A 23005-nucleotide genomic window follows, 5' to 3' on the forward strand; every position below is an offset into this window, starting at 1 on the left:
ACACCTCCCGGTGTCGGCCGACCGTCCTTGCGACGTTCGTTCGGAAGTAGTCGTTTCCAGGCGCATGCTCCCTTAAGCCTCCTCGCCCGGGGCCGGGCCGCCCCGGCCCCGGGCGAACCGCAGGACATGGCCCCGTGCCCTCGCCTCGGGGGCGAGGACACGGGGTGCGGCGTCAGTGTCCGGCGACGACGCCCGACAGCTCGTTGGTGCTCTTCGGCAGGGTGACGGAGGTCTTCTCGCCCGTCTCCAGGTCGACGGCGTGCAGGGCCTTCTTGCCGGGCTCGGTGACGTACGCGGTGTGGTCGCGGACGAACAGGGTGGGCCGCGCCTCCTGCCAGTCCAGCGGCTCCTGCCACGCGCCCACGACGGGGATCTTCTTCTCGATCTCGCCGGTGCCCGGGTCGATGACGTGGAGGGCGCCGTCCGTGCCGAGGACCAGGGCCTCGTCGTGCGGACCGCGGGCCAGGGAGCGGAAGGAGTAGCTGGTGCCCAGGTCGACCAGGCGCATCTTCTTCTTCTCGGTGTCGATGAGGGAGATGCGGGTGGGACGCTCCAACTCGGCCTCGGGGTCGGTCTTGTAGTCGCCCAGGAGGACCGGCGAGGTGTCGCTGCCGACCTGGGTGCCGATGCGGCCGTGCGCGTCGGGGGAGTCGATCTTGCTGAACTCGCCGTCCCGGTAGAGCAGGACGCCGTCCTCGCAGCCGACGGCGACGGCCTCGTTCTTCGCCGCCGCCTCGCCGTGGACGCCGGGGCACTCCTCGCTGCGCGCGATCTCCTTGTTCTTCTCGTCCAGCACCAGCGCGCCCGTGCGCTTCTCCTCGGTGCCCAGAGTGCTCAGGAGTTGCCCGTCGGCAAGTTCGATGGCCACGCCGTGGTGCGGCTCGGCGGATGTGTACGTGCGGCCCTCGGGCTTCGTGCCACCGGCCAGGTCGGCGGGGTCGAAGACGTTGACCTCTCCGGTGCCGTCCGTGAACAGCACGGTCCTGCCGGCGTGGCGGACGACGTGGCCGGGCTCGGCGCCCTTGTACTCGATGCCGGTGAACGACTGGTCGGTGGCGTTCAGGACCCGGAAGCCGCTGTCGGTGGAGACGACGACGTGGTCCTCGTCCCCCGCCGGGTTGACCCGGTTGAAGCCGGGCAGCTCGATGGTCTTCGCCGGTTCGAGGGTCTTGCTGTCCAGGATGTACAGACCGCCGTCGAAGGTGGCGACCAGCGGGTCCGCCACCGCCGCGGCGGGCTTGGCGTCCGCGGCGGCGTCGGTCTCGGCGTCCGCGGCGGGGGAATCCTCCCCGCCGCAGGCCGTCAGGACCGTGGAGACCGCCAGGGCGAGTGCCGTACCGGCGAGGATCTTGTTGCGTATCGACGTGTGCACCGGAGTGTTCCTTTCCACGCCGCTCGGTGGCGGCGGTGAGGGGGTGGGATCGAGGGCGCCTCAGCCGGCCGTGCCGGGAGGCCGGGGAGGTCACCCGCCGGTCAGGCCGTCGGCCATCGCGGTGGTGTTGGCGCGCATCATGCGCAGGTACGTGTCGGCGCCCTCGCCCTCGGCGGTGAGCGACTCCGAGTAGAGCTCGACGACCCGGACCCCGCCGCCCATCTCCGTGCGCAGCACCTCGGCGAGCCGTCGGGGCTGGGAGGAGTCGGCGAAGACGGTGCCGACGTCCGCGCTCCGCATCGCCTCGGTGAGTGAGCGGAGGTCGGAGGAGCTGGGTGAGGCGAGCGTGGTGCCGCTGGGGATGACCGCGCCGATCACGCGGAAGCCGAAGCGGTCGGCGAGGTAGCCGAAGACGTGGTGGTTGGTGACCAGAGCCCGCTTGTCCTCGGGGATGCGGTCGAAGGACTTCTCCATCCAGGCGGTGAGGTCCGTGAGTTCTCCCGCGTAGCGGTCGGCGTTGGCGCGTATCGTGCGGGCGTCCACGCCGTCGACGTGCTCGATGACCTGGTCGGCTATCAGGTCCGTGACCTTGCGCACCCGGTCGGGGTCGGTCCAGAAGTGCGGGTCGGGCTGCCCCGCCTCGTCCTCCGGACCGCCGTCGTCCGCGGTGTGGAAGGTGAGCGGGTCGGCCGCCTCGCCGGCCGCGAAGGTGGCGACGCCGGACTCGCGGGCGGCGTCCACGTGTCGCAGGACGTTCTCCTCAAGCCCCAGGCCGTTGTAGACGACCAGGTCGGCCTGTTCCAGCTCGGCGGCCTGCACCGCCGAGAGACCGAAGGAGTGCGGGTCGGCGTTCGGCTTCATCAGGACGGTGACGTCGGCTTCGGCGCCGACGATCTCCCGGGTGACGTCGCCGAGGATGTTGGTCGTGACGACGATGCCGGGCCGGTCGTCGCCGGTGGCGCCGCAGGCGGTGGCGGTGGCGGCCGTGACGAGGGCGAGCAGGCCCAGGACGAGGTTGCGCAGGCGTGCGGCGCCGATCCTCGCGCGCCGCTTCGCGCCGGTCCGGCTCATCGGCCGGTCTCCGCCATGAGGACCGGCTCGATGTCCAGGTCGAACGAGCGCGCCAGGCGCAGGTTGTCGTTGTAGTCGATCTCGTGCACTCTCCTGCCTTCCGGGTCGTTGACGTACGCGCGGCTGCGGTCGACCTCGATGACGGGGGCGGCGCCGTCGGTGCCGGCCCGCTCGCCCCCGGTCAGGAGCGGCTCGGTGCGCGCGGTCTGCTTCCCGGTCGCGATGTCGTAGCCGTGCAGTGAGCCGTCGGTCTCCAGGACGAGCAGCGGGGAACCCTCTCCGGCCGTGTTGGCCGCGACGACCGGTCCGGTGTCCACCCGGGTCCAGGACCGCTCGGCGGCGTCGAGGACCCACACGGCGCCCTCTCCGGCCGCGGCGGTGAGGGTGTCGCTGCCGGGCCGGTGGCGGAAGGCGGTGGCCCGTTCCCCCGCCGGGACGTGCTTTCCGTACGGGATCTCCTCGACGGTGAAGTCGCCGCCCTCGGCGTCGACGAGCAGGGCCCCGCCGGCGCACCCGAGGATCACGCCGCGCCGGGTGACGGCGTCTTCGCGCGGCTCCTCGCACGTCACGTCCGGGGCGGCGACGCGCTCGCCCTCGCGGTCGAGGACGACGAGCCCGGTCGTACCGCCCTCGTTCGCGAACGCGAGCAGGTGCTCCTCGTACGGCACGACTGCGCCGGTGTAGGTGCCGGGCAGCGTCCGCGGGGACGCGAGCCTGCCCTTCTCCAGCTCGTTCCGGTCGTAGAGCGCGGTGCGGCCGCCCTCGTCGGTCACCGCGGTCACGGCGGCATCGCTGCGCACCTGCGCCCGGCCGCCCGCGGGAAGCTCGCCCACGTCCCGTATCGCCGCGCGGTAGTAGTGGACGTGGTCCCCGTGGTCCACCATCCAGGCGCCGCCGTCGAGCACATGGGTGCCTCCGGGCGCGTGGAGGAAGCCGAACCTGCCGTCCGTCCCCAGCCGTACGGCGCCCTTCACCGGGTCCGTCTCGTGCACCTTGCCGCTGAGGAGGTCGAGGACCCTGCTGCTGCCGCCGGCGGGGTCGTTCAGCAGGAGCCGGGACTGCTGTTCGGCGGTCTCCCGGGCGCCCTCGACGTAACCGTGCGGGGTGGCGGAGGAGGTGCTCGCCGCGGGCCGGCCGTCGTTGTTCTCGTCTCCCGCCCCCGCGCAGCCGGCGGCGAGGAGCGTGGTGAGGGCCAGTGCGGCCGAGGCCCACGGGGTGACGTTTCTGTGGACGAGCATGGCGATCGCCTCGAACCTCTTTCAGTCGGCTTCGGGTACGGGGGCGGGGGCGCGGCGCGTACGGCGGTGGCGCAGCCCGGAGAGCACGTGGGAGAGGAAGAACAGGGCCACCGCGAGGGCCGCCACGGTCGCGCCGGCGGCGGTGCTCAGATGCCACGACAGCAGCAGCCCGCCGAACGTGGCCGCGGCGCCGAGCAGGGCGGCCAGCGCCATGACCCCGCGCACGCCGCGGGCCCAGGGCAGCGCGGCAGCCGGCGGTGCGATGAGCAGTCCGAGGACGAGCAGCGTCCCCACGATGTGGAACGAGGCGACGATCGCCAGCCCGAGCAGCCCCAGCAGCACCGCGTGCGCCAGGCGCGGCCGCAGCCCCAGGGTCTCGGCCTTGCGCGGGTCGAACGTCAGGGCCAGGAAGGCGCGGTGGCCGAGAACCGACACGGTCAGCGCCGCGAGCAGCGCCGTGGCGAGCACGAGGAGGTCCTGCTGCCTGACGGCGAGGACGTCACCGAAGAGGATTCCGGTCAGGTCGACCGCGAAGGACTGCGAGCGCGACACGATGATCACTCCGAGCGAGAGCATGCCGACGAACAGCAGCCCTATGCCGGTGTCCTGGGACAGCCGCGGGGTACGGCCGAGGGCGGTGACGCCGGCCGTCATGACGGCGGCGCTGATCACCGCGCCCGCCATCAGGTTCACGCCGAGGAGCGCGGCCAGCGCGACGCCCGGGAGCAGTCCGTGGGACATGGCGTCGCCGAGGAACGCCATGCCCCGCAGCACCACCCAGGTGCCCGCCAGCGCGCAGATCGCGGACACGAGGATCCCGCCCCACAGAGCCCGCTGCACGAAGGTCACCTCGAACGGGGCCGTCAGCCATTCCATACGAGGAAACTACAATGAAAACCATGTTCAGCAAACCGTCCCCCTCGCCCGCTGCCCCGCCCGCCCGGACAGCCCGCCTCCAGGTGTCCGGGCTGTGCGCCGGCTATCCGGGGCGTACCGTGCTGCACGAAATCAGCACAGACATACCCGAGTTGGCCACGACGGCCCTCGTCGGGCCGAACGGCAGCGGCAAGTCGACCCTGCTCGGCGTCCTCGCCGGTGTGATCCATCCGACATCCGGCGAGCTCCGCCGCGCCGGGGACCGGCCGCCCGCGTTCGTACCGCAGCGCGGAGCCGTCGGGGACACGCTGCCGCTCACCGTCCGGCAGACCGTGGAGATGGGGCGCTGGGGCGAGCGCGGGCCGTGGCGCCGGCTGACCCGCCGGGACCACGCGGCCGTGGACACGGCGCTCGATCGCCTCGGGATCCGGGACCTCGCCTCACGCCAACTGGGCGAGCTGTCGGGTGGACAGCGGCAGCGCACCCTCATCGCGCAAGGGCTGTCGCAGGAGTCGGACCTGCTGCTCCTCGACGAGCCCACCACCGGACTCGACCCGGAGGCGAGGGAGCGGATCGGGGCGCTGCTGGCGGCGCTCGTCGCCGACGGGGTGACGGTCGTCCAGGCCACGCACGACCTGGAGTCCGCCCGCGCGGCGGACGCCTGCCTCCTCCTCCGGGACGGCCGCCTCGTCGGTCAGGGCCCTCCGGACGAGGTCCTCACCACGTCGGCGCTGGCCCGCATCTGGCAGTCGCTCTAGGAGCGGCGGCCCGTTTCGCCGCCTGGCCCGGGCCGCTCAGGAGGCGGCCGGGGGGATGTTCTGGTTGAGGTGGAAGACGTTGTGCGGATCCCAGACGCCCTTCAGCGCGGTCAGCCGGGCGAGCTTGGCCGCCGGGTAGGCGCGGCGGATGCCCCGGTGGCCGTCGTGGGCCGTGAGCGAGTTGACGTAGACGCCGTTCGCGTACGGGGCGAGCGCCGAGCCCGCGGCGCGGGCGGCGGTCATCCGGGCGTCGTCCTCGGCCGGGTCGGTCCAGCGCGACCCGGCGCCGAACTCGAACGTCGTACCGCGGTGGGCGAACGCCGCGTCGGCGTCGGGGACGTCGGCGATGGCGCCGCCGTGGGCCTGCAGCCCGACCCCGGGCAGACCGGCGCCGTTGCCCGCGCCCCGCAGGTCCGTCGCGCCACGCAGCAGGAACTGCTCGACGGCCGCGGCCGGGAAGCCGCGCAGATAGTGGCCGGCGGAGTAGCGGCGGTAGGCGTGGCCGCCGCTGGAGTCCTCGCTGCACTGCAGTTCCAGGTACGACGGCGTGGTGATCCGCGTGGCGACCGGCCGGCCGAGCGCGCGCAGCGCGGGCAGCAGCCGCCGCCCCCGCTCCGGGTCGCCGACCCACACGAACCCGACGGTGGCCACCGGACCGCCGCCCGCGGGACCGTCGGCGACGGCGGCCGTGAACGTCGCCTCCCGCGGCGCGACGGCGTTCAGGTCCCGCCAGCCCTCCAGCACCGGCACGGCGTCCTCGGCGCGGAAGTCGAACTCGGCGACGAGCGTCCGCGTGCCCGTCCGGTGCAGCCGGAACGCGAACTCGGTGACGACGCCGAAGTTGCCGCCGCCCCCGCGCAGCCCCCAGAACAGCTCCGGGTGCTCGGTCCTGCTCGCCGTCACGATCTCGCCGTCCGCGGTGACCATCGTGTACGACTCGACGTTGTCGCACGCGAGCCCGTACTGCCGGGCCAGCCACCCCATGCCGCCGCCGAGGGTGAGCCCGCCGACGCCGGTGTGCGAGACGTTCCCCGCGGTGGTGGCCAGGCCGTACGGCTGCGTCGCGCGGTCCAGCGCGCCGAGCAGCGCGCCGCCCTGGACGCGGGCCAGCCGCCGCACCGGGTCGACGCGCACGCCGCCCATGGGGGTCAGGTCGATCATCAGGCCGCCGTCGGGGACGGCGAAGCCGGCCACGTTGTGCCCGCCGCAGCGGACGCCCGTCTCCAGGTCGTGCTCGCGGGCGAAGCGCACCGCGGCCTGCACGTCGGCGGCGCTCGCGGCCCGGACGATCATCCGGGGGCGGCGGTCGACCATGGCGTTCCAGACGGTACGGGCGGAGTCGTACCCGGCGTCGCCGGGGAGGAGGAGCCGGCCGTCGAGGCGGGCGGCGAGGCGGGCTGCGGGCGTGCCGGTGCGGGTGTGCGTCGCTGTCGTCATGCTCCGAGACTGCCGCGGATCGGTACCCGCGATAAGGTCCGATTCCATGCCCCGTATGCGGACCAATTCCAGCACCGCCGAGGACCTGCTCATCGAGCTGGACCGGAACCGCACCCGCGCGGAACCGCTGCACCGGCAGGTCGCGGCGTCGATCCGGGAGAGCGTACGGGCCGGCCGGCTGCGGCACGGCGCGTCGCTGCCGCCCACCCGCACGCTGGCCGCCGGCCTGGGGGTGTCGCGCGGGGTGGTGGTCGAGGCGTACCAGCAACTCGTCGCCGAGGGCTACCTGACCAGCCGCGCCGGCGGCTACACCCAGGTCGCGCTGGAGCCGGGCGGCGCTCGCGTCGCTGCCGCCGCCCCGGCCGCCGGCCCGGGGACGCAAGGGGTGGCGCCCGCGGTCGACTTCGGCTACGGCCACACCGACGTCTCCACGTTCCCCCGCGCCGCGTGGCTGCGTTCGGTGCGTACCGTCTTCGCCGCCACCCCCGACGACCGGTTCGCCTACCTCGACGGCCGGGGCGTCCCCGAGCTGCACCAGGCCCTCGCCGACTACCTCAACCGCGTCCGCGGCACCTCGGCCGACCCCCGGCACACCGTGATCTGCAGCGGGTTCGGCCAGGGCGTCTCGCTGCTCATCCAGGTCCTCGCCGCGCGGGGCGCCCGCCGGCTGGCCGTCGAGGACCCGTCGCCCGACGACGACGCCCGCCCGCTGGCCGCCGCGGCCGGGATGGACGTCGTCGGTATCCCGGTCGGTCCCGACGGCATCCTCGTCGGGGAGCTGGAGAAGGCCGACGCCGACGCCGTCGTGCTGACGCCCTCGCACCAGTGGCCCACCGGCGGGGTGCTGTCCGCCGCGGCCCGGGCCCGAGTGATCCGCTGGGCGAAGCGGCGCGGGGCGCTGGTGATCGAGGACGACTACGACGCGGAGTACCGCTACGACCGCGCCCCCGTCGGCGCGATCCAGGGCCTGGCGCCCGGGCACGTCGTCTACTGCGGTACGGCCAGCAAGACCCTCGTACCCGGGCTGCGCCTCGGCTGGATGCTGGTGCCGCCGCACCTCGTGGACGACGTCGCGCAGGCCAAGCTGCTCGCCGACCGCGGCTCGGCGGTCATCGACCAGTTGACGTTCGCCGACTTCCTCGCACGCGGCGAGTTCGACCGCCATCTGCGCCGCATGCGGCCCGTCTACCGCCGCCGCCGCGACGCCCTGCTGGCGGCGCTCGACGCCCGTCTGCCGGAGCTGACCCCCACCGGGGTCGCGGCCGGCCAGCACGTCGTCGCCTGGCTGCCGCCGGACCTCGACGAGGCGGCGGTCGTCGCCGCGGCCGCCCGCCGCGGCGTCGCGCTGCGCGGCGTCGCCCGCTACCGCCTCGACCCGGCCGGCCCCGGCGGCCTGATCTTCGGGTACGCGACCCTGTCCGAACGCGCCATCACCGGCGGAATCGCCAGGCTGTCCCGCGCGATCGGGGACGTACGGGCCTCGTAGGCCGGCCTGGGCCGTCTTGACATGCCCGCGAAAAGAGGCGGTAGTGGTGGGGACACAGAGGCGAGGGGAGTGTTATGGGTGACCCACGACCGACCGTTCACCGCCGCACGCTGTTGGGGGTGGCGGCGCTCGGGCTCGTCGCGGCATCGGGCGCACCCGCCGAGGCCAGGGGCAAGCCGAAGGTCCTGATCTACACCGGGACGACCGGATACCGCCACGCCGACGCGATCGACGGCGGCGTCGGCCCGATCCAGAACGCGCTGGACGAGGCCGGCATCTCATGGGTGCGGGAGGACTGCGACGGGCTCGGCGGGGCCGTCGGCAACTGCGACCACCCGGACCAGAACCCGCGCATCTTCACCCCGGAGAACCTGGCCCAGTATGACGCGATCTTCCTCTTCAACGCCTCGTCGCAGTGGCTCGGCGGCGGCCGCCCGGGCCCCCTGTGGGACGAGGAGCAGCGCGCCGCGATCCGCGGATTCGTCAACGCCGGGGGCGGCATCGCCGCCAACCACAACGCCGTCGACATGGGCGCCGGCGTCACCACCTGGGACTGGTGGGACGGCGGGGCCGACAGCGCGGTCGGCACGCTGATGACCGGCCACGCCGCCACCGACCTGAACAACGTCGCCACGGTGCGGGTCGAAGACCGCCGCCACCCCTCGACGCGCGATCTTCCCAAGGAGTTCGGATTCGGCGACGAGCACTACAACTTCGCCCGCAGCGTCCGCGGCGACGCGCATGTGCTGGCGACGCTCGACGAGGAGTCGTACGACCCCGGCCCGAACGCGATGGGCGAGGACCACCCGATCTCCTGGTGCAAGCCCTACGACGGCGGCCGCATCTGGGTGACCGGGATGGGCCACTTCGCCGAGTCCTACACGGCGAACGGCGGGGACAACCACCTCGTCAAGCACCTCGCCGGAGGCATCCGCTGGGCCGCCGGCAAGGGCGCCGGGGGAACGTGCGCACCGAAGCAGGGGTGATCGGAAGGAGCCGCACGACCGGCTGCGGGCCGCCGCGACGAGGGTGCCCTCAGCCGGTCCCGGCGACGGGAGCCAGGGGCGGAGCGCCAACCGTGCGGTGAGCCGGCGACGAACCACTCGGTGCGGGTCACCAGATCGACGTCTCGGTGGCGAGCGCCGCCTCCTCCCAGATCTCCCGCGCCGTCTCCTCGTCGATCTCGATGAGCGGCACGCGTCCGCTCTCCTGAGCAGCCATCTCGGCGCCCGCGCGTCGGACGCAGTCCATCGCGAGGGCCAGGGCGTCGTCGGGGTCCATGTCGAAGGTGTGGGCGATCTCGCCGGCAATGGAGGCAAGGGTGGTCATCGAGGCCCTCTTCCCGGAGTAGTTCCAGCAGACTCCCACGAGAACCCGGAGAGCGGGCCGCAACCAACCCCGTAGCGTGCGTTGACAGCCCGTAGGGCCTGCGGCTCCCGGATGGACCATCGCCGCGTGCGAGGTCACCACCGCGCCCACAGACTGTGCATGTGTCCGAGCAACGTGACCGGCGGTCCGCTTCCGCCGCAAAGTCCACCTCGAAGCGCACTTCCGGGGCCAAGGCCGCCCGCGTCGACGGGCCCGAGGAGGCCGCCCGCCACGCGTGCCGCAGCCTGGCGCGGCTCATCGACCATCAGACCGAAGGCGTGTCGGCCGTGCGCCGGGCCGAGGACGGCTGGCTGGTGAACGTGGACGTGCTCGAAGTGCCGCGGATCCCGGACACGACCAGCCTGCTGGCGACCTACGCGGTGGAGATCGACACCGGGGGACGCCTCCTTGAGTACGAGCGCATCAGGCGCTACCGGCGCGGCGCACGGGACGAATGACGGCGGTAACGGCGCACCCTGGAAAGAGGAAGAGCCCCTATGGCGACGACGAACACGACGTACAACGAGGCCGCAGTCTGCGTCCCGCGCGCCGGAACCCTCTACGACGTCCTCGAACTGATCCTCGACCGCGGCATGGTCATCGACGTCTTCGTCCGCGTCTCGCTCGTCGGCATCGAGATTCTCAAGATCGACGCCCGCATCGTCGTCGCCAGCGTCGACACCTACCTCCGCTTCGCCGAGATCTGCAACCGCCTCGACCTCAACGAGGACCTCTCCAGCAGGACGGTCCCCGACCTCTTCGCCGGCATGTCCCGCGGTGTGGTCACGAGCGGCGCCCGGAGGACCGCCAGGTCCCTCGGCGGCCACGTCAAGGAGGCGATCGGTATCGACGAGGACGAGGAAGAGGAGGACGAGGAGGAGAGGGAGAAACCGCCGCCCCGCAAACGCGCCACGGCCACTCGCTCCAAGCCGGCCAGGAAGACCGCCCCGAAAACCCGCGGCCGTTCGAGCCGGCACTCCAAGGCGGCGTGAGCGGTGGCGTCTTCCTCCCTCTACGTGTACGCCGTCGTCAACGCCGGCCTCGCCCTGCCGCCGGGCCTCCGCGGCGTGGGCAGGCCGCCGGCCCCGGTCCGGCTGCTGCCCGCGGGCGAGCTGGCGGCGGTCGTCAGCGACGTGCCGCCGGATCTGCGGGCACGCAGGCGCGACCTGACCGGCCACCAGGATCTGCTGCTGACGCTGTGCGCGGTGGCCCCGGTGCTGCCGATGCGGTTCGGGATGGTCGCCGAAGGCGCCGGGGCGGTCCGACGCGCCCTCGACGCCGCGGCCTCGGTGCACCTCGCCACTCTGCGACGGCTCGACGGCCGCACCGAGATGAACCTCAAGGCGATGCCCGCGCAGGGCGGCGTCGATGCCCTCGTAAGGGACGACGCGGCCGTGCGCCGGCTGGCGGTGGACGTCCGCGGGCAGCCCTCCTACGAGGGCAACGTCCGGCTCGGCTCGGCGATTGCCGAGGCCCTGAGCCGGCGGGCCGCGCACGCCGCCGAACACGTCGCGCAGGAACTGGTCGGGCTCGCGGACGAGTGTGTACGGGGCACCGACGTGCCCGGGTGCGTGCTCAACACCTCCTTCCTCCTCCCGCATACCGACGCCGACCGCTGCCGGGAGCTGGTCGACCGCAGGGCCGCCGAGCTGCGGGACCGGGTGGAGTTCCGGCTGACGGGCCCGCTGCCCTGCTACAGCTTCGTTCCCCGCGAGGGCGGCCGTGCCGCCGGCGGCGCGGCCCGGCGGCCCGCGGCGGTGAGGAGCTGACATGGGCCTGCTGAGCGGGGTACTGCTGCTGCCGCTGACCCCTGTGCGGGGCGTGGAGTGGGTGGCGGACCGGCTGCTGGACGTCGCGGAGCGCGAGCTGTACGACCCCGGCACGCTGCGGGTTCAGCTCGGCGAGCTGAACCGGGCGTACGAGGCGGGGGAACTCGACGAGGAGGAGTTCGAGCGCGAGGAGGAGCGCCTCCTCGACCTGCTGGAGGGGCCCGGCATGGCCCTCCCGACCACGCCGGGCGACTCCGGCGACTACGAAGACCCCGGTGATTCCGGCAACCCCGACAACCCTCCAAGCACAGGAAGTGGGTCATGACGGACAGTTCCAAGACGACCATGCTGGCCGGAGTCGCCGGAGGCTACCTCCTCGGCAGGACGAAGAAGGCCAGGCTCGCCCTCACTCTCGCCGCCATCGTCGCGGGGCGCCGGCTCGCACCCCGGGACCTGCTGGAGAAGGGCGCCGCGAAGATCACCGACAAGACGCCGGCGGCAGGGCAGCCCGACCAGGTCAAGGACCAGTTGATGACGGCGGCGCGGACGGCGGTCAGCTCGCTCTTCGACCGGCGCGTCGAGTTCTTCACCGACTCCCTGCGCGAGCGTACGGACCGCCTGAGCGAGCTGAGGGAACAGCGCGACGCCCGCGACGCCGGTGACGCCGATGAGGAGGAGGGCGAGGAGGACGAGGAGGACGACGAGGGCGACGAGGGCGGCCGGCACACCGCCACGGCGAAGCGGAGGCCGGCGGGCCGCAAGAAGACCGGCGGCGCCGCCTCCGGGCCGCGGAAGAAGGTGCCCTCCGGGGGAGGCGGCAGCCGCGCCACGGCGAGAGCCACGGGCAAGGGCACCGGCACGAAGTCGGCCGACCGGCCCCGTGGGAGGGAGCGGTCATGACACCACAGCGCAGAAGCGCCGACACCGACGACAGCCCCGGCCCCAAGCCGCTGGAGCTGTTGCGCGAAGAACTCGTGTCGTACCTGGGCGCCGTGGGGAAGCACGCACTCGGCAAAGCCACCGACAAACTCACCGACATCGCCGACCCGGGCAAACTCGCGCAGGGCGACGGAGGTGCCCTCGCCAAGACCGTCGCGCGCGCCACCAGGGGCGAGAACCCCGTGAAGGCCCTGACCACGGAGAAGGCGAAGGACGCCGCGGACAAGGTCACCGGAAAGGTCACGGGCAAGGTCACGGGCAAGGCGAAGGAAGCCCTCGGCATGGAAGGCGACGGGGTCGAGCCCGGCGACCTCAAAGCCATCAACATCATCGAGCACGTCGACATCGGGCGCCCGCTGCGCGTGGTCTACGACCACTTCACGCAGTTCGAGGAGTTCGGCGGCTTCATGAACGGCGTCAGCAGCGTCACCCGGGACGAGGACGACGAGACCAAGTCCACCTGGAAAGTGCGCGTCTGGCCCTCCACCCGCAGCTATGAGGCGACCGTCTGGGAGCAGGTCCCGGACCAGCGGATCGTGTGGACCTCCGAGGGTTCGATGGCCACCACCAGCGGCGCCGTGAGCTTTCACCGCCTGGACGACGAGCTGACGCGCGTCACGGTGGTCGTCGAGTACTACCCCTCCGGATTCCTCGAGAAGACCGCGAACGTCTGGCGCGCCCAGGGCCGCCGCCTCCGTCTGGACCTCAAGCACTTCCAGCGCTTCGTCACGCTGCAGCCGGAGGACGCGGAGGGCTGGCGGGGCGAGATCCGCGACGGCGAGGTCGTGCGCAGCCACGACGAGGCCGTCGAGGAGGAAGGCGAGGAGGAGTACGACGAGGAGGACGAGGACGAGGAAGAGGCGGCTGAGGAGGAGGAAGAAGAAGAAGAAGACGAGGACGGTGGCGGCCGGCGGCGGCGAGGGGGCCGGCGGAAGTGACGGACCGCACCGTTGAACGACCCCTCTCCCACGCTCCCTCCACCCCCTCGGGACCGGCCAACCTCGCCGACATCCTCGAACGGGTCCTCGACAAGGGCATCGTCATCGCCGGGGACATCAAGATCGACCTGCTCGACATCGAGCTGCTGACCATCCGCCTGCGCCTGTTCGTCGCGTCCGTCGAGACGGCCAAGAAGGCGGGCATCAACTGGTGGGAGACCGACCCGGCGCTTTCCACCCGCGCGCATCGTGAGGCCGTCGAGGAGGAGAACGTGCGGCTGCGCGAGCGGGTAGCCGAGCTGGAGGCGACTGCACAGGACCACCGGCACGAGCACGAACCGGCGATCCCGAAGTCCGTACAGAAGTGGCGCTACCGATGACCGGGACGGTACGCGGGACGGAGCCACCCGAGGCACCCGCGGCCACGGCCACGGCCACCTACGTCTATGCGGTCTGCCGCGGTGGTGACCGGTCCGCCCTGTCCGGACTGCCGGGCCAGGCCCCCGGCGCACCTGTGCGGCTCCTGCCGTTCGGCGGCCTTGCGGCCGTGGTCCAGGACGTACCGGCCGCGGAGTTCGGCGAGGACGCCCTGCGCGAACGGCTGACAGACCGTACGGATCTGGAGCGCTGCGCCCGCGCCCACCACACCGTGATCGCCGCCGCGGCCGCCACCGCACCGGTACTCCCCCTGCCGCTGGCGACGATCTATCGCGGCGACGCACGCGCCCGGGCCGCGCTCATCGCCGACCGCGACCGCTTCACCGCCGCGCTGAGGCGGATCACCGGTCGCGCGGAGTGGGGCGTGAAGGTCTACGCCCGGCCGACGGGGCGGCGCTCCGCGGCTGCCGCGCACGCACCGGACTCCTCGGACCGCGAGCGCGAGGCGACCCGCCCCGGCCACGCGTACCTGGACCGGCTGCGCGGCGTACGGCACGAGCGTGAACGCCGGCAGGAGGCAGGGGTCCAGGCCGTCGAGGCGGTGGAGCGGGCCTTCGCGGGACTGGCCGTCGCCGGCCGCCAGCTGCGTCCGCACGACACCTCCCTGACCGAGGGCCGGGGCGCCCACCTCCTGAACGCCGCCTACCTGGTCGGCGAGGCCCGCGCCGGTGAGGTCGCCGACGCCGTACGGAGGCTGCGGCGGAGCCCGCGGTGCCGGGACGTCGAGATCGAACTGACCGGCCCCTGGGTGCCCTACTCGTTCGTGGACGAAGGAGTGACCGGTGCCGGTGGGTGAGCAGGTGGGCGACGTCGTCGCCTGGGAAGGGCCCGACAGCGGGGCACCCATCGGAGTGCCGCTGGTGGACCTGCTCGACCGCGTCCTCAACACCGGCGTCGTGGTCAGCGGCGACGTCGTACTGGCGATCGCCGAGGTGCCACTGGTACGCGTCTCCCTGCACGCGCTGCTGTCGTCCGTCAACGAGCGCGTGGCCGCCCCCTGGGGAGACGGCGGTCCGCTGTGACGGTGACCCCGCGTGAACCGGTCCGCGGCCCGGCGGCGGGCAGGCTGGACCTCGACCCCGACCGGGTCGGCCGCGACCTGGTCTCCCTCGTGCTGACCGTCGTGGAACTGCTCCGCCAGCTCATGGAGCGCCAGGCACTCCGCCGCTGCGACCAGGACGACCTCACCGACGAGCAGGTGGAGCGGATCGGTACGACGCTGATGCTGCTCGACGAGCGCATGGACCAACTCTGCGCGGAGCACGGGCTGACCCGTGACGACCTCAACCTGGACCTCGGCCCGCTGGGCACCCTCCTGGACCGCTGAACCGGACCGCTCGCCGCCGCGCCCGCCCGCATCGGCTCCGCAGGGCGGGGTACTCGCCACGTCCTGTCATCCCCGGCTTCCCCGGGGGTTCGCGGATCACGCGGAAGGAGATCACGATGGGACACGGCGGAGACGTCGTCGACGAACTGACCACCGACCACCGCGAGGTGGAGGAGTTCTTCGAGCGGTTCCACCAGGCTCCGCACGGCAGCCACGACCGCAAGAGGCTGCTGGACCAGGTGACCGTCGAGCTGGTGCGGCACTCGGTGGCCGAGGAACAGCACCTCTACCCCGCGGTGCGCGAGCATCTGCCGTTGGGCGGGAAGACCGCCGACAAGGAACTCGCGGAGCACGCGCAAGTCGAGCAGATGCTCAAGGATCTGGAGGGCATGGAGCCCGCTGACCCCGCCTTCGACTCCTCGGTCCGCGCGCTTCAGCGCGAGGTGACCGCCCACATCCACGACGAGGAAAGCACGCTGTTCGTGCTGCTGCGCCGGACCTTCAGCGAGGACATGCTGGGGGAACTGGGCGAGAAGGTCCGTACGGCGAAGAAGGTGGCGCCCACGCGTCCCCACCCCTCGACGCCCTCGACGCCGCCTGCCAACAAGCTGATCGACCCCGGTGTCGGGCTGGTCGACCGGGCCCGGGACCTCCTCACCGGCCGGGGCCGGTAGGCCCGCTGCCGTCCGGTTGCCACCGGGGCGCGTCCGGCGACGTGGCCATCTGGCGCAGCGTACGGCCGCTGCGCACGGAGCGGGCCCGCTGCGGGTCGGGGGTGCCGCCGGTGCCGGACCCGGAACCGGTCCGTACGAGCAGCCACATCGGCTTCTCGCCGGACGGGCTGTCCCGGTCGCCGCCGCGGAAGCGGGTGAGCGCGTACCGGCCGTGCAGCTTCCGGCCGTGCAGTTCGAAGACGGCGTGGCCGTCGTCGAGGGCCCGGCCGAACGGCACCGGCCGCCTGCGCCTGTCGTGGCCGGCCGGTCGATAGGTGCCGTGGTCCCAGACGATGACGGTGCCACCGCCGTACTCCCCCTCGGGGATCACGCCCTCGAACTCCGCGTACGCGAGGGGGTGGTCCTCGGTGGGGATGGCGAGCCTCTTGTCGCGGGGATCGGTGGAGGGCCCCTTCGGGACCGACCAGGACTTCAGGACGCCGTCGACCTCGAGGCGGAAGTCGAAGTGCACCGTGCTCGCGTCGTGGATCTGCACCACGAACGCCGGCTCGTCACCCGGTGCGGTCTCGCCGCGGGTGGCGGCCGGCTCGCCGCCCGGCTCGCCCGTCCTGTCGAAGTGCCGCTTCTCGCGGTAGGTCCGCAGCCCGTCCTTCTTCCCCACGGCAGCCCCTTGTGTCGGCTCGCCCGTCCGCTCCGGTCGGGTACCCCGCTGATCGTCCCGGCACGGGCCGTTCGGGCCATCGTCTCCCGCCGGGTCGCGTCGCGCAGGCGGGGCTGCTTCCTACACGGTCGGTCGCCGCGGTCGGCCGGGTGGGCGGACACCGACCCTGCCGTCTCGGCGAGGGGCCGACGACCGCGACGCCGCCCGGCGTACGGTGCGGGTGACCCGACGGACCGTACGAGGGAAGACCCCGGGAGGCGACGATGGCGCGTGAGCGCATGGGGCTGGCCGGGGTGCTGGCCGCGGCGGAGGACGCCGCGCCGGTGGCCTCCCTCGACGTCGTGGCCCGCAACCTGCGCGACCGGCTCGGCGCGCGGTACGCGTCCTTCCTGTCCCTGGACATCGCCGGCCGCGGGTGGGTGCGCGTCAGCGAGGACGCCGGCGCCCAGGGGGCCGTGCTGGCGGAGCAGATCCCGCCGGCCGGCAACGTCTACGACGAGGTACTGCGCGCCCAGAGGCTCATCCGGGCGCCCGGGACCGGTCCGTGGCATCGCGTGGTGGCCCCGGTCACCAACCGCGGCGACACCATCGGCGTGCTGGAGCTGTTCCTCCCCGACGACAACCCGGAGGCGCTGCAACGGGTGGAGGAAGCCGCGCACGCGCTGGCGTACATGATCGTCACCGACCGCCGTTTCACCGATCTGTACCAGTGGGGCCGACGCACCACGCCGGTGAGCCTGGCCGCCGAGATCCAGCGCGGGCTCCTGCCCTCCGCCTCCTCCTTCGAGGCCGCCGAGTTCACCCTGGCGGCCGCCCTGATCCCCGCCGACAGCGTCGCCGGCGACACCTACGACTACACCCTCGACCGCGACAGCCTGCACCTCTCGATCACCGACGCCATGGGCCACGACACCGACGCCGCCCTGCTGGCGACCCTCCTGGTCAACGCCTCCCGCCGCGCCCGCCGCGCCGGCACCGACCTGTCCGGGCAGGCCCACCAGACCCACCGGGCCCTCCTCGACCACGGCCACGACGCCTTCGCCACCGGCCAGATGCTGCGCGTCGCCCTGGACGGCAGGGGCGCCCGGCTGGTCAACGCCGGCCACCCGTGGCCCCTGCGGCTACGCGACGGACGGGTCACCGAAACGCACCTGATCGTCGACATGCCCTTCGGTATCACCTACCAGGGCACCTACCGCGTGCAGGACCTCGATCTGCGCCCCGGCGACCGCCTGGTCCTCTACACGGACGGCATGCAGGAAGGCCGCGCCGAGGGCGCGCCTCTCCCCGGCCTTATCCGGGACACCGCCGACGAACACCCCCGCGAAGTCGTGCGCGCCCTGACCACCGCGGTCACCGACGCCTGCGACGGCCACCTGGGCGACGACGCCACCGTCGTCTGCCTGGACTGGCGCGGTCCCCTCTCCGATGGACGCCACGCCCCCACCGGCGCCGAGACCTGACCGCCTCCGTGCGCGAGGGCGGCGGAGCGGCCTGGTCGGCCGGAGTGGGCCCTGGCGCCGGCGTCGAGACCGTGGACAGCGGGTGCGCGATCGATTCCGCCGGCGGGGCTGTCGTCCTGAAGAACGACAGGTGCCGCGCCGGTCGCCCCGGGGTCCTGCCTGAGAATCGTCTCTGCCTCGCTCATGTGTCTGCCACCCCTCTCTGAGTCGGTGGGTCGTGCCGCCTGGCTCGGTGTGTGCCCGCTGAGCCGGTCCTCAACCCGGGAGACCACCCTTCCGGATGCAACTGCAGCAGAAGTCCGCACACTCGCCACAGAGGAAATCTGTTGTGGCCGCTGTAGACATCGATGCGTCGCAGTGCTAACGTTTATCTCGTACCCAGGAAGTCAAAGAGGGCACGGAGACACGAACTGCCGTGCACAGCAGGACCAGCAGTGCAACCGAGTAGCCGAAGGAAGAAGGAGCAGACGCCATCAGGATCGCCCGGGCGAGGACGACGTCCGCCCGGGTACCGCAGACCCCGGATTGGAAGGTGGTCCCCGGTCACGCATCCGCGATCCCCGCAGCACGCCAGTTCTGGGCACCTGCGGACATACAAGGCCGGCGCAGTCAGCCGGTAGATGGTGTTGAACGCTCGGGGCCCGGGTGCCAGGACGGCATCCGGGCCCCCCGACGTGTCGTTGAAAGAAGAGGTTTATGCCCCCTGCCGATGCCCGACCCGTCATCCCCCTCGATGACGACGATTACCCCGCCTACACCATGGGCCGAGCCGCCGAGATGCTCGGCACCACTCCCGCGTTTCTTCGCGCCCTCGGCGAACAACGGCTGATCACCCCCCTACGCTCCGAAGGCGGCCACCGCCGCTACTCCCGCTACCAGCTCCGTATCGCCGCCCGCGCCCGAGAACTCGTCGACGACGGCACCGCCATCGAAGCCGCCTGCCGCATCATCATCCTCGAAGACCAGCTCGAAGAAGCCCAGCGCATCAACGACCAACTACGCGCCCAAGACGGCGACGAGCCCCAGCCGAAGACCCCCACCTGACCAGGGCCCCCAAGCCGATCAAGCCACTGAACCGGACCTTGGCCCGCCGGCTCGTCCCGTACGCCGCGGGGAACTGCACGTCGCCCGCGTGAAGCTGACCGCCGCGCCCGTCCACAAGAGAGTCGGCGGCATCGACTTCGACCGTCACTGCAAGGAGGCCGGGCATCGCAGCGTGGTACTGGACGGCGGCATGGCCGCCGACTGGACGTGCGAGGACGCCAGCCGGCGAGCGCGTGGCGCTGGACACCGACGAGGCGTGCACGTACGCATACCCGCACCACGCGGCGGTCTTCGCCCGCAACGAGGGCTACGACCCGCACGGCTGGTCCTGCCACGTGAGCTGAGCGGCGCCGGCGAGAGCACCGGCGGGCCCGTGCGGCGGGCAGCCGCACGGGCCCGCGGTCGTCGCCGACCGGTGGGGGCCACGACACCGGAAGTGACATGATGCACCACCGGCGAGAGTGCAATATTATCGTTCAACACGCCCGGGCACTCCCCGCACGGTACGCGGCACCGGTACCGCCTCCCGTGGGGAAGCTCAGTGGCAGTGACCGGGCTCCGTCGCCGGGCCGGGGCCGGGGGCGCCCAGGTCGTCGGAGCGGCCGGCGTCGACGCGCGGCCAGTGTGACGTGGGCCGTCCGCCCTGCCCCTCCCGCAGCGGCGGCCAGTCGGGAGCGCCGCCCAGGGTCCGCGTGGCCTGCCCGAGGCGCGGCCAGCCTGCCGGTGAGTCCTCCCAGTCCTCCTGACGCCCGAACGCCGTGAGGTCCATCAGCGCGTAGCTGTAGTCCACCGCCTCGGCCCCGCGGCGCTTGGTCCAGTACGTCTCGAAGACGCGGTCGCCGTCGCGCAGATAGCACACCAGGTGGAACAGGCCGAGCTCCCGGCCGGCAAGAAGCGACTCCAGGGAGGGCTGGGCGGAGTACCACGGCATCGTCCAGCCCATGAAGGACCGGTAGCGCAGGCTCTCCTCGTACGACGTCTGCGCGTCCCCGAAGCCGTAGGCCATGTTCCGCCCCTGACTGAACACGGCGAAGGTGATGTCGCGGGAGTGCAGATAGGCCAGCTCGCCCACGTGGCTCATCACCCAGGTGCAGCCCTCGCACTGCTCGGCCGCCGGCCGGCCGGGCCACCACATGAAGTAGTAGGCGATCATCTGACGCCGGCCCTCGAACGCGTCCAGGAGCGTCACGGGGCCGTCCGGCCCCAGCAACCGGCTGTCCGCGGCCACCTCGACCATCGGGAGCCTGCGGCGTGCGGCGGCGATCGCGTCGCCCTCGCGGGTGTGGGCCTTCTCCCTCTCCCGCAGCCCCGCCAACTGCCGCTCGAAGGCCGCGCGGTCGGCCACCGGCGGTTGCGCCTCACTCGGGTTCTCCACCATCACCGGCTCCTGGGATCACTTCGTCGTGACTGCGGTCGCTTCTCAGCACCGTAGTCGTCGGGATCCCCGGCACACCCGATCCGACCCACCGATCCGCGTACGCCCCGGTCGCCCACGGAGGGCGACCGGGGCTTTTCCGCCCGGGCAACGGCGCGTGAACCGAGCGGAGTCTCAGGGGAGGGTGATTGCCGTGTGGGCCGGGCGGGGGTGGGGGGCGGGGAGGGTGGTGAGGGTGCGGAGTCGGGCGTTGCGGGCGTCCAGGGCCTCCGGGGTGGCCGGGAAGAGGGTCGCGCCGCCTTCGCCGACCAGGTTCTGGTTCTGGGTGACGAAGTCGCGGGTGCCGTGTTCGTACGCGGCGAAGCCGCCGGTGTGGTCCCGGCCGGCCAGCGAGGCGGCGAGCATGTACGCGCCGACGAGCGCGAGACTGGTGCCCTGGCCGGTGAGGAACGAGGGGGCGTACGCGGCGTCGCCGAGCAGGGCCGCTCTGCCGCTCGACCAGCGGGGCATGCGGATCTGGGCGACCGCGTCGAAGAACACGTCGTCCGCCTTCTCCATCGCGGTCAGCATCCCCGGGACCTCCCAGCCCGCGTCGGCGAAGACCTCGGCGACCAGGTGCCGCTGGGCCCGCGGGTCCGGGAAGGCGGCGAACGGCGGTGTGGGACGGGCGAAGTTCAGGAAGGCGTGTACCTCGTCGCCGGGGCCGGTGGCGTAGAGCGCCGCGGCTCTGCCGGGGGTGTTCCACATCACCGTCTCGTGGGCGAGCCCGAAGGTGTTGGGCACGGTGAAGACGGCGAAGCAGTAGCCGAGGTAGCGGTGGAACTGCTCCTCGGGGCCGAAGAGCAGCTCCCGGGTGCGCGAGTGCATCCCGTCCGCGCCGAACACCATGTCGTACGTGCGCCTGTCGCCCCCGCGGAAGGCGACGTCGACACCGCCGCCGCTCTGCTCCAGGGTGTCGACCGAGTCGTCGAAGACGAACTCCACGTCGTCGCGGACCGCCGCGTACAGGGCGTCGGTCAGGTCACCGCGCCGTACCTCCAGGTCGTGACCCGCGACGCCGCCGGTGACCGCGTGCGGGTGGACCGCGGCCACCTCGCTGCCGTCGCCGGCGAGGAACGTCAGCCGGCGCAGGTCGATGTGGGCGTCCCGCAGGCGCGGGAGTACGCCCATCCTGCGGACGACCTCCAGGGCGGTGCCGCGGATGTCGATGGGGTAGCCGCCGGCGCGCAGGGTGCCCGCCTTCTCCACCACCGTGACCGCGTGTCCGCGGCGGTTCAGCCAGTACGCGAGGACGGGGCCCGCGATGCTGGCCCCGGAGATCAGGACGCGGGTGGGGGTCGGGCTCATTCCTTGGCTCCTTTGCTCATGGTGCGCGTGACCAGCAGGGACAGCGCGGTGACGGCGCCGGCTATGACGAAGCCGGTGACGAAGGAGGACTCGGCCGGGATCTGCCCGCCCTCGGGGGTCCCGGCGGTGAGGAGGGCGCCGCCGAGCTGGGCGCCCACGGCGAAGCCGACCACGCGCGTGACCAGGATCAGGCTGCTGGCTATGCCGGTGTCGCGCTGCTCGACGGACGTGGCGGTGCTGGTCATCATCGCCGTGACGCACAGGCCGTTGGCGAGCGCGATCAGCGCCTTGCCGACGACGACGTGCCAGAGCTCGCCGTGCACGGCGGCCAGGGCGAACAGCGAGACGGCCATCATGACGGCCCCGGCGGTGACCACCGCGCGCGAGCCGAACCGCCGCGTCCCGAGCCCGCCGAGCGGCCCGGCCAGCGACGCGGCCACGGCGCCCGGCAGCAGGAGGAAGCCGATCGCGGTGGCGCCGGCCCCGAACCCGTACGCCTCCTCCGGCAGGGCGAGCAACTGCGGTACGAGGAAGACGGGCACCGAGGTGCCGACGCAGATCACGAACGTCAGCGCGCACGCCTTCCAGATCTCCGGGCGCGCCAGCATCCGCAGGTCGATCATCGGCGCGGACGCGCGGCGCTCGACGGCGGTCCAGCCGATCGTGAAGGCGGCGAGTGCCACGAGGAGGGCGGTGAGCAACAGTGGCCGCGAACGGAGTTCGGGGGCCTTGGCGAGGATGGCCATGAGCGTGCCCAGCGCGCCGCTCAGCAGCAGCAGGCCCGGCCAGTCGATCCCGCCCCCGTCGGAGCGGCCGGGCTCGTCGGACGGCATCAGCCTGTGCACCAGCAGGGTCGACCCGATGACCGCGAAGGTCGGCAGCGCGAACATCCAGTGTCGGGACAGCTCTTCGGCCACCGGCCCGGCCGCCAGCGTGCCCGCCATCCCGCCCCCGACGAACAGTCCGCTGACGGTCCCGATGGCCACCTTCGACTCGCCGGCGGGCAGGTGGGCGCGTACGACGATGAACGACAGCGGCAGCGCGCCGACCATCGCGCCCTGGAGCACCTGGCCGAGCAGCAGCACCGGCAGGTTCGGCGCCACGGCGGAGACCAGGCCGCCCACCGAGACCACCGCCATCAGCCGGATCAGGACCCGCTTCCCGCCGTAGCGGTCGCCGAACTTGCCGGCGATCGGGGTGGTGAGCGCGCCGGTGATGAGGAGGGCGACGCTAAGCAGCGCGCCTTCCGCCGGGCTCAGGTGCAGCTCGCGTTGGAGGAGCGGGAGCGTCGGCGCCACCACCGACTCCAGGGCGCCGGTGGCGACGGCCAGCATGCCGAGGGCCCCGACGGCGGCCTTTCCGACGGGGACAGGAGGAGCCAGGGTTGAGGTCATGAGGGTCCTTTCCGAGCCGAGGGTTCGGGG

26 protein-coding genes are annotated in these 23005 nt (G+C 72.8%); 16 read left to right on the forward strand and 10 right to left on the reverse strand.

Annotated elements, in window-relative coordinates:
- Nucleotides 1-172 precede the first annotated feature (172 nt).
- The 4 genes from aztD to aztB all read right to left on the reverse strand — a co-directional run bounded on the left by aztD (nt 173) and on the right by aztB (nt 4557).
- Nucleotides 173-1372: a zinc metallochaperone AztD gene (gene aztD, locus O7599_RS08215; protein WP_281621460.1), complete on the reverse strand. Its 1200-nt coding sequence runs from the start codon at nt 1370-1372 to the stop codon at nt 173-175.
- 90 nt (nt 1373-1462) lie between these two features.
- Complete coding sequence (gene aztC, locus O7599_RS08220) at nt 1463-2443, reverse strand: zinc ABC transporter substrate-binding protein AztC (protein WP_281621461.1); 981 nt, start codon at nt 2441-2443, stop codon at nt 1463-1465.
- Nucleotides 2440-3681: a hypothetical protein gene (locus tag O7599_RS08225; RefSeq protein ID WP_281621462.1), complete on the reverse strand. Its 1242-nt coding sequence runs from the start codon at nt 3679-3681 to the stop codon at nt 2440-2442. The genes aztC and O7599_RS08225 overlap by 4 nt, the downstream gene beginning before the upstream one ends.
- Before the next feature lie 21 nt (nt 3682-3702).
- Nucleotides 3703-4557: a zinc ABC transporter permease AztB gene (gene aztB, locus O7599_RS08230; protein WP_281621463.1), complete on the reverse strand. Its 855-nt coding sequence runs from the start codon at nt 4555-4557 to the stop codon at nt 3703-3705.
- 14 nt (nt 4558-4571) lie between these two features.
- Between aztB and aztA the strand changes: the two genes are divergently transcribed.
- Nucleotides 4572-5315 (forward strand): zinc ABC transporter ATP-binding protein AztA, encoded by a 744-nt coding sequence (gene aztA / locus O7599_RS08235; RefSeq protein ID WP_281621464.1) that lies wholly within the window; start codon nt 4572-4574, stop codon nt 5313-5315.
- A 36-nt stretch (nt 5316-5351) separates the two neighbouring features.
- Here aztA and O7599_RS08240 read toward each other — a convergent pair whose 3' ends face one another.
- Entirely contained in the window at nt 5352-6752 is a 1401-nt protein-coding gene (locus O7599_RS08240; RefSeq protein ID WP_281621465.1) for an FAD-binding oxidoreductase, read from the reverse strand.
- 55 nt (nt 6753-6807) lie between these two features.
- Here O7599_RS08240 and O7599_RS08245 point away from each other — a divergent pair, with 55 nt between their 5' ends.
- Nucleotides 6808-8238 carry a PLP-dependent aminotransferase family protein gene (locus O7599_RS08245; RefSeq protein WP_281621466.1) on the forward strand — a complete coding sequence of 477 codons (1431 nt, stop codon included), beginning with the start codon at nt 6808-6810 and terminating at the stop codon, nt 8236-8238.
- A 74-nt stretch (nt 8239-8312) separates the two neighbouring features.
- Nucleotides 8313-9224 (forward strand): ThuA domain-containing protein, encoded by a 912-nt coding sequence (locus tag O7599_RS08250; protein WP_281621467.1) that lies wholly within the window; start codon nt 8313-8315, stop codon nt 9222-9224.
- Between the two features lie 127 nt (nt 9225-9351).
- Here O7599_RS08250 and O7599_RS08255 read toward each other — a convergent pair whose 3' ends face one another.
- Nucleotides 9352-9567, reverse strand: coding sequence for a hypothetical protein (locus O7599_RS08255; RefSeq protein ID WP_281621468.1), 216 nt, complete (start codon nt 9565-9567; stop codon nt 9352-9354).
- Nucleotides 9568-9728: 161 nt separating this feature from the next.
- Between O7599_RS08255 and gvpO the strand changes: the two genes are divergently transcribed.
- From gvpO to O7599_RS08310, 11 genes are all read left to right on the forward strand, one after another.
- Nucleotides 9729-10064 (forward strand): gas vesicle protein GvpO, encoded by a 336-nt coding sequence (gene gvpO, locus O7599_RS08260; protein ID WP_281621469.1) that lies wholly within the window; start codon nt 9729-9731, stop codon nt 10062-10064.
- Between the two features lie 39 nt (nt 10065-10103).
- Nucleotides 10104-10598 carry a gas vesicle protein GvpJ gene (gvpJ, locus tag O7599_RS08265; protein WP_281621470.1) on the forward strand — a complete coding sequence of 165 codons (495 nt, stop codon included), beginning with the start codon at nt 10104-10106 and terminating at the stop codon, nt 10596-10598.
- Nucleotides 10599-10601: 3 nt separating this feature from the next.
- Nucleotides 10602-11375, forward strand: coding sequence for a GvpL/GvpF family gas vesicle protein (locus tag O7599_RS08270; RefSeq protein WP_281621471.1), 774 nt, complete (start codon nt 10602-10604; stop codon nt 11373-11375).
- Between the two features lies 1 nt (nt 11376).
- Nucleotides 11377-11700 carry a gas vesicle protein GvpG gene (locus tag O7599_RS08275; RefSeq protein WP_281621472.1) on the forward strand — a complete coding sequence of 108 codons (324 nt, stop codon included), beginning with the start codon at nt 11377-11379 and terminating at the stop codon, nt 11698-11700.
- The gene (locus tag O7599_RS08280; RefSeq protein ID WP_281621473.1) at nt 11697-12275 is read left to right on the forward strand and encodes a hypothetical protein; all 579 of its coding nucleotides are present in this window, start codon (nt 11697-11699) and stop codon (nt 12273-12275) included. Before O7599_RS08275 ends, O7599_RS08280 begins: the two co-directional genes overlap by 4 nt.
- Nucleotides 12272-13252, forward strand: a complete 981-nt coding sequence (locus O7599_RS08285) for an SRPBCC family protein (protein ID WP_281621474.1) — start codon at nt 12272-12274, stop codon at nt 13250-13252. The genes O7599_RS08280 and O7599_RS08285 overlap by 4 nt, the downstream gene beginning before the upstream one ends.
- Nucleotides 13249-13632 carry a gas vesicle protein gene (locus O7599_RS08290; protein ID WP_281621475.1) on the forward strand — a complete coding sequence of 128 codons (384 nt, stop codon included), beginning with the start codon at nt 13249-13251 and terminating at the stop codon, nt 13630-13632. The genes O7599_RS08285 and O7599_RS08290 overlap by 4 nt, the downstream gene beginning before the upstream one ends.
- Entirely contained in the window at nt 13629-14486 is an 858-nt protein-coding gene (locus O7599_RS08295; RefSeq protein WP_281621476.1) for a GvpL/GvpF family gas vesicle protein, read from the forward strand. The genes O7599_RS08290 and O7599_RS08295 overlap by 4 nt, the downstream gene beginning before the upstream one ends.
- Entirely contained in the window at nt 14473-14712 is a 240-nt protein-coding gene (locus O7599_RS08300) for a gas vesicle protein (RefSeq protein WP_281621477.1), read from the forward strand. The genes O7599_RS08295 and O7599_RS08300 overlap by 14 nt, the downstream gene beginning before the upstream one ends.
- Nucleotides 14709-15017 (forward strand): gas vesicle protein K, encoded by a 309-nt coding sequence (locus O7599_RS08305; protein ID WP_281621478.1) that lies wholly within the window; start codon nt 14709-14711, stop codon nt 15015-15017. Before O7599_RS08300 ends, O7599_RS08305 begins: the two co-directional genes overlap by 4 nt.
- Nucleotides 15018-15133: 116 nt before the next feature.
- On the forward strand, nt 15134-15691 hold the full coding sequence (locus tag O7599_RS08310) for a hemerythrin domain-containing protein (protein WP_281621479.1): 558 nt from the start codon (nt 15134-15136) through the stop codon (nt 15689-15691).
- Here O7599_RS08310 and O7599_RS08315 read toward each other — a convergent pair.
- Nucleotides 15672-16352 (reverse strand): DNA polymerase ligase N-terminal domain-containing protein, encoded by a 681-nt coding sequence (locus tag O7599_RS08315; protein ID WP_281621480.1) that lies wholly within the window; start codon nt 16350-16352, stop codon nt 15672-15674. The two genes, O7599_RS08310 and O7599_RS08315, sit on opposite strands and share 20 nt — an antisense overlap.
- Nucleotides 16353-16615: 263 nt before the next feature.
- On the opposite strand from O7599_RS08315, the gene O7599_RS08320 reads away from it, so the two are divergent.
- Both O7599_RS08320 and O7599_RS08325 read left to right on the forward strand, forming a co-directional pair.
- Nucleotides 16616-17815, forward strand: coding sequence for a PP2C family protein-serine/threonine phosphatase (locus O7599_RS08320; RefSeq protein ID WP_281621481.1), 1200 nt, complete (start codon nt 16616-16618; stop codon nt 17813-17815).
- Between the two features lie 696 nt (nt 17816-18511).
- The gene (locus O7599_RS08325; RefSeq protein ID WP_281621482.1) at nt 18512-18859 is read left to right on the forward strand and encodes a MerR family transcriptional regulator; all 348 of its coding nucleotides are present in this window, start codon (nt 18512-18514) and stop codon (nt 18857-18859) included.
- A 538-nt stretch (nt 18860-19397) separates the two neighbouring features.
- On the opposite strand, the gene O7599_RS08330 is transcribed toward O7599_RS08325, so the two are convergent.
- From O7599_RS08330 to O7599_RS08340, 3 genes are all read right to left on the reverse strand, one after another.
- Entirely contained in the window at nt 19398-20237 is an 840-nt protein-coding gene (locus O7599_RS08330) for a DUF899 family protein (RefSeq protein WP_281621483.1), read from the reverse strand.
- A gap of 171 nt (nt 20238-20408) precedes the next feature.
- Nucleotides 20409-21581, reverse strand: a complete 1173-nt coding sequence (locus tag O7599_RS08335) for an FAD-dependent monooxygenase (protein ID WP_281621484.1) — start codon at nt 21579-21581, stop codon at nt 20409-20411.
- Nucleotides 21578-22975: an MFS transporter gene (locus tag O7599_RS08340; RefSeq protein WP_281621485.1), complete on the reverse strand. Its 1398-nt coding sequence runs from the start codon at nt 22973-22975 to the stop codon at nt 21578-21580. The genes O7599_RS08335 and O7599_RS08340 overlap by 4 nt, the downstream gene beginning before the upstream one ends.
- Nucleotides 22976-23005 lie beyond the last annotated feature (30 nt).

The sequence above is a fragment of the Streptomyces sp. WMMC500 genome (genome assembly GCF_027497195.1).
Lineage (GTDB): Bacteria > Actinomycetota > Actinomycetes > Streptomycetales > Streptomycetaceae > Streptomyces.

What these genes read in the sequence shown, in the direction of transcription:
- O7599_RS08340 (WP_281621485.1), bottom strand. Translation starts at nt 22,975, where the DNA reads ATGACCTCAACCCTGGCTCCTCCTGTCCCCGTCGGAAAGGCCGCCGTC.
- O7599_RS08250 (WP_281621467.1), top strand. Translation starts at nt 8,313, where the DNA reads ATGGGTGACCCACGACCGACCGTTCACCGCCGCACGCTGTTGGGGGTG.
- aztB (WP_281621463.1), bottom strand. Translation starts at nt 4,557, where the DNA reads ATGGAATGGCTGACGGCCCCGTTCGAGGTGACCTTCGTGCAGCGGGCT.
- O7599_RS08285 (WP_281621474.1), top strand. Translation starts at nt 12,272, where the DNA reads ATGACACCACAGCGCAGAAGCGCCGACACCGACGACAGCCCCGGCCCC.
- O7599_RS08280 (WP_281621473.1), top strand. Translation starts at nt 11,697, where the DNA reads ATGACGGACAGTTCCAAGACGACCATGCTGGCCGGAGTCGCCGGAGGC.
- O7599_RS08330 (WP_281621483.1), bottom strand. Translation starts at nt 20,237, where the DNA reads ATGGTGGAGAACCCGAGTGAGGCGCAACCGCCGGTGGCCGACCGCGCG.
- O7599_RS08310 (WP_281621479.1), top strand. Translation starts at nt 15,134, where the DNA reads ATGGGACACGGCGGAGACGTCGTCGACGAACTGACCACCGACCACCGC.
- aztC (WP_281621461.1), bottom strand. Translation starts at nt 2,443, where the DNA reads ATGAGCCGGACCGGCGCGAAGCGGCGCGCGAGGATCGGCGCCGCACGC.
- O7599_RS08255 (WP_281621468.1), bottom strand. Translation starts at nt 9,567, where the DNA reads ATGACCACCCTTGCCTCCATTGCCGGCGAGATCGCCCACACCTTCGAC.
- aztA (WP_281621464.1), top strand. Translation starts at nt 4,572, where the DNA reads ATGAAAACCATGTTCAGCAAACCGTCCCCCTCGCCCGCTGCCCCGCCC.
- O7599_RS08320 (WP_281621481.1), top strand. Translation starts at nt 16,616, where the DNA reads ATGGCGCGTGAGCGCATGGGGCTGGCCGGGGTGCTGGCCGCGGCGGAG.
- O7599_RS08245 (WP_281621466.1), top strand. Translation starts at nt 6,808, where the DNA reads ATGCGGACCAATTCCAGCACCGCCGAGGACCTGCTCATCGAGCTGGAC.
- O7599_RS08225 (WP_281621462.1), bottom strand. Translation starts at nt 3,681, where the DNA reads ATGCTCGTCCACAGAAACGTCACCCCGTGGGCCTCGGCCGCACTGGCC.
- gvpJ (WP_281621470.1), top strand. Translation starts at nt 10,104, where the DNA reads ATGGCGACGACGAACACGACGTACAACGAGGCCGCAGTCTGCGTCCCG.
- O7599_RS08240 (WP_281621465.1), bottom strand. Translation starts at nt 6,752, where the DNA reads ATGACGACAGCGACGCACACCCGCACCGGCACGCCCGCAGCCCGCCTC.
- O7599_RS08325 (WP_281621482.1), top strand. Translation starts at nt 18,512, where the DNA reads ATGCCCCCTGCCGATGCCCGACCCGTCATCCCCCTCGATGACGACGAT.
- O7599_RS08275 (WP_281621472.1), top strand. Translation starts at nt 11,377, where the DNA reads ATGGGCCTGCTGAGCGGGGTACTGCTGCTGCCGCTGACCCCTGTGCGG.
- O7599_RS08295 (WP_281621476.1), top strand. Translation starts at nt 13,629, where the DNA reads ATGACCGGGACGGTACGCGGGACGGAGCCACCCGAGGCACCCGCGGCC.
- O7599_RS08335 (WP_281621484.1), bottom strand. Translation starts at nt 21,581, where the DNA reads ATGAGCCCGACCCCCACCCGCGTCCTGATCTCCGGGGCCAGCATCGCG.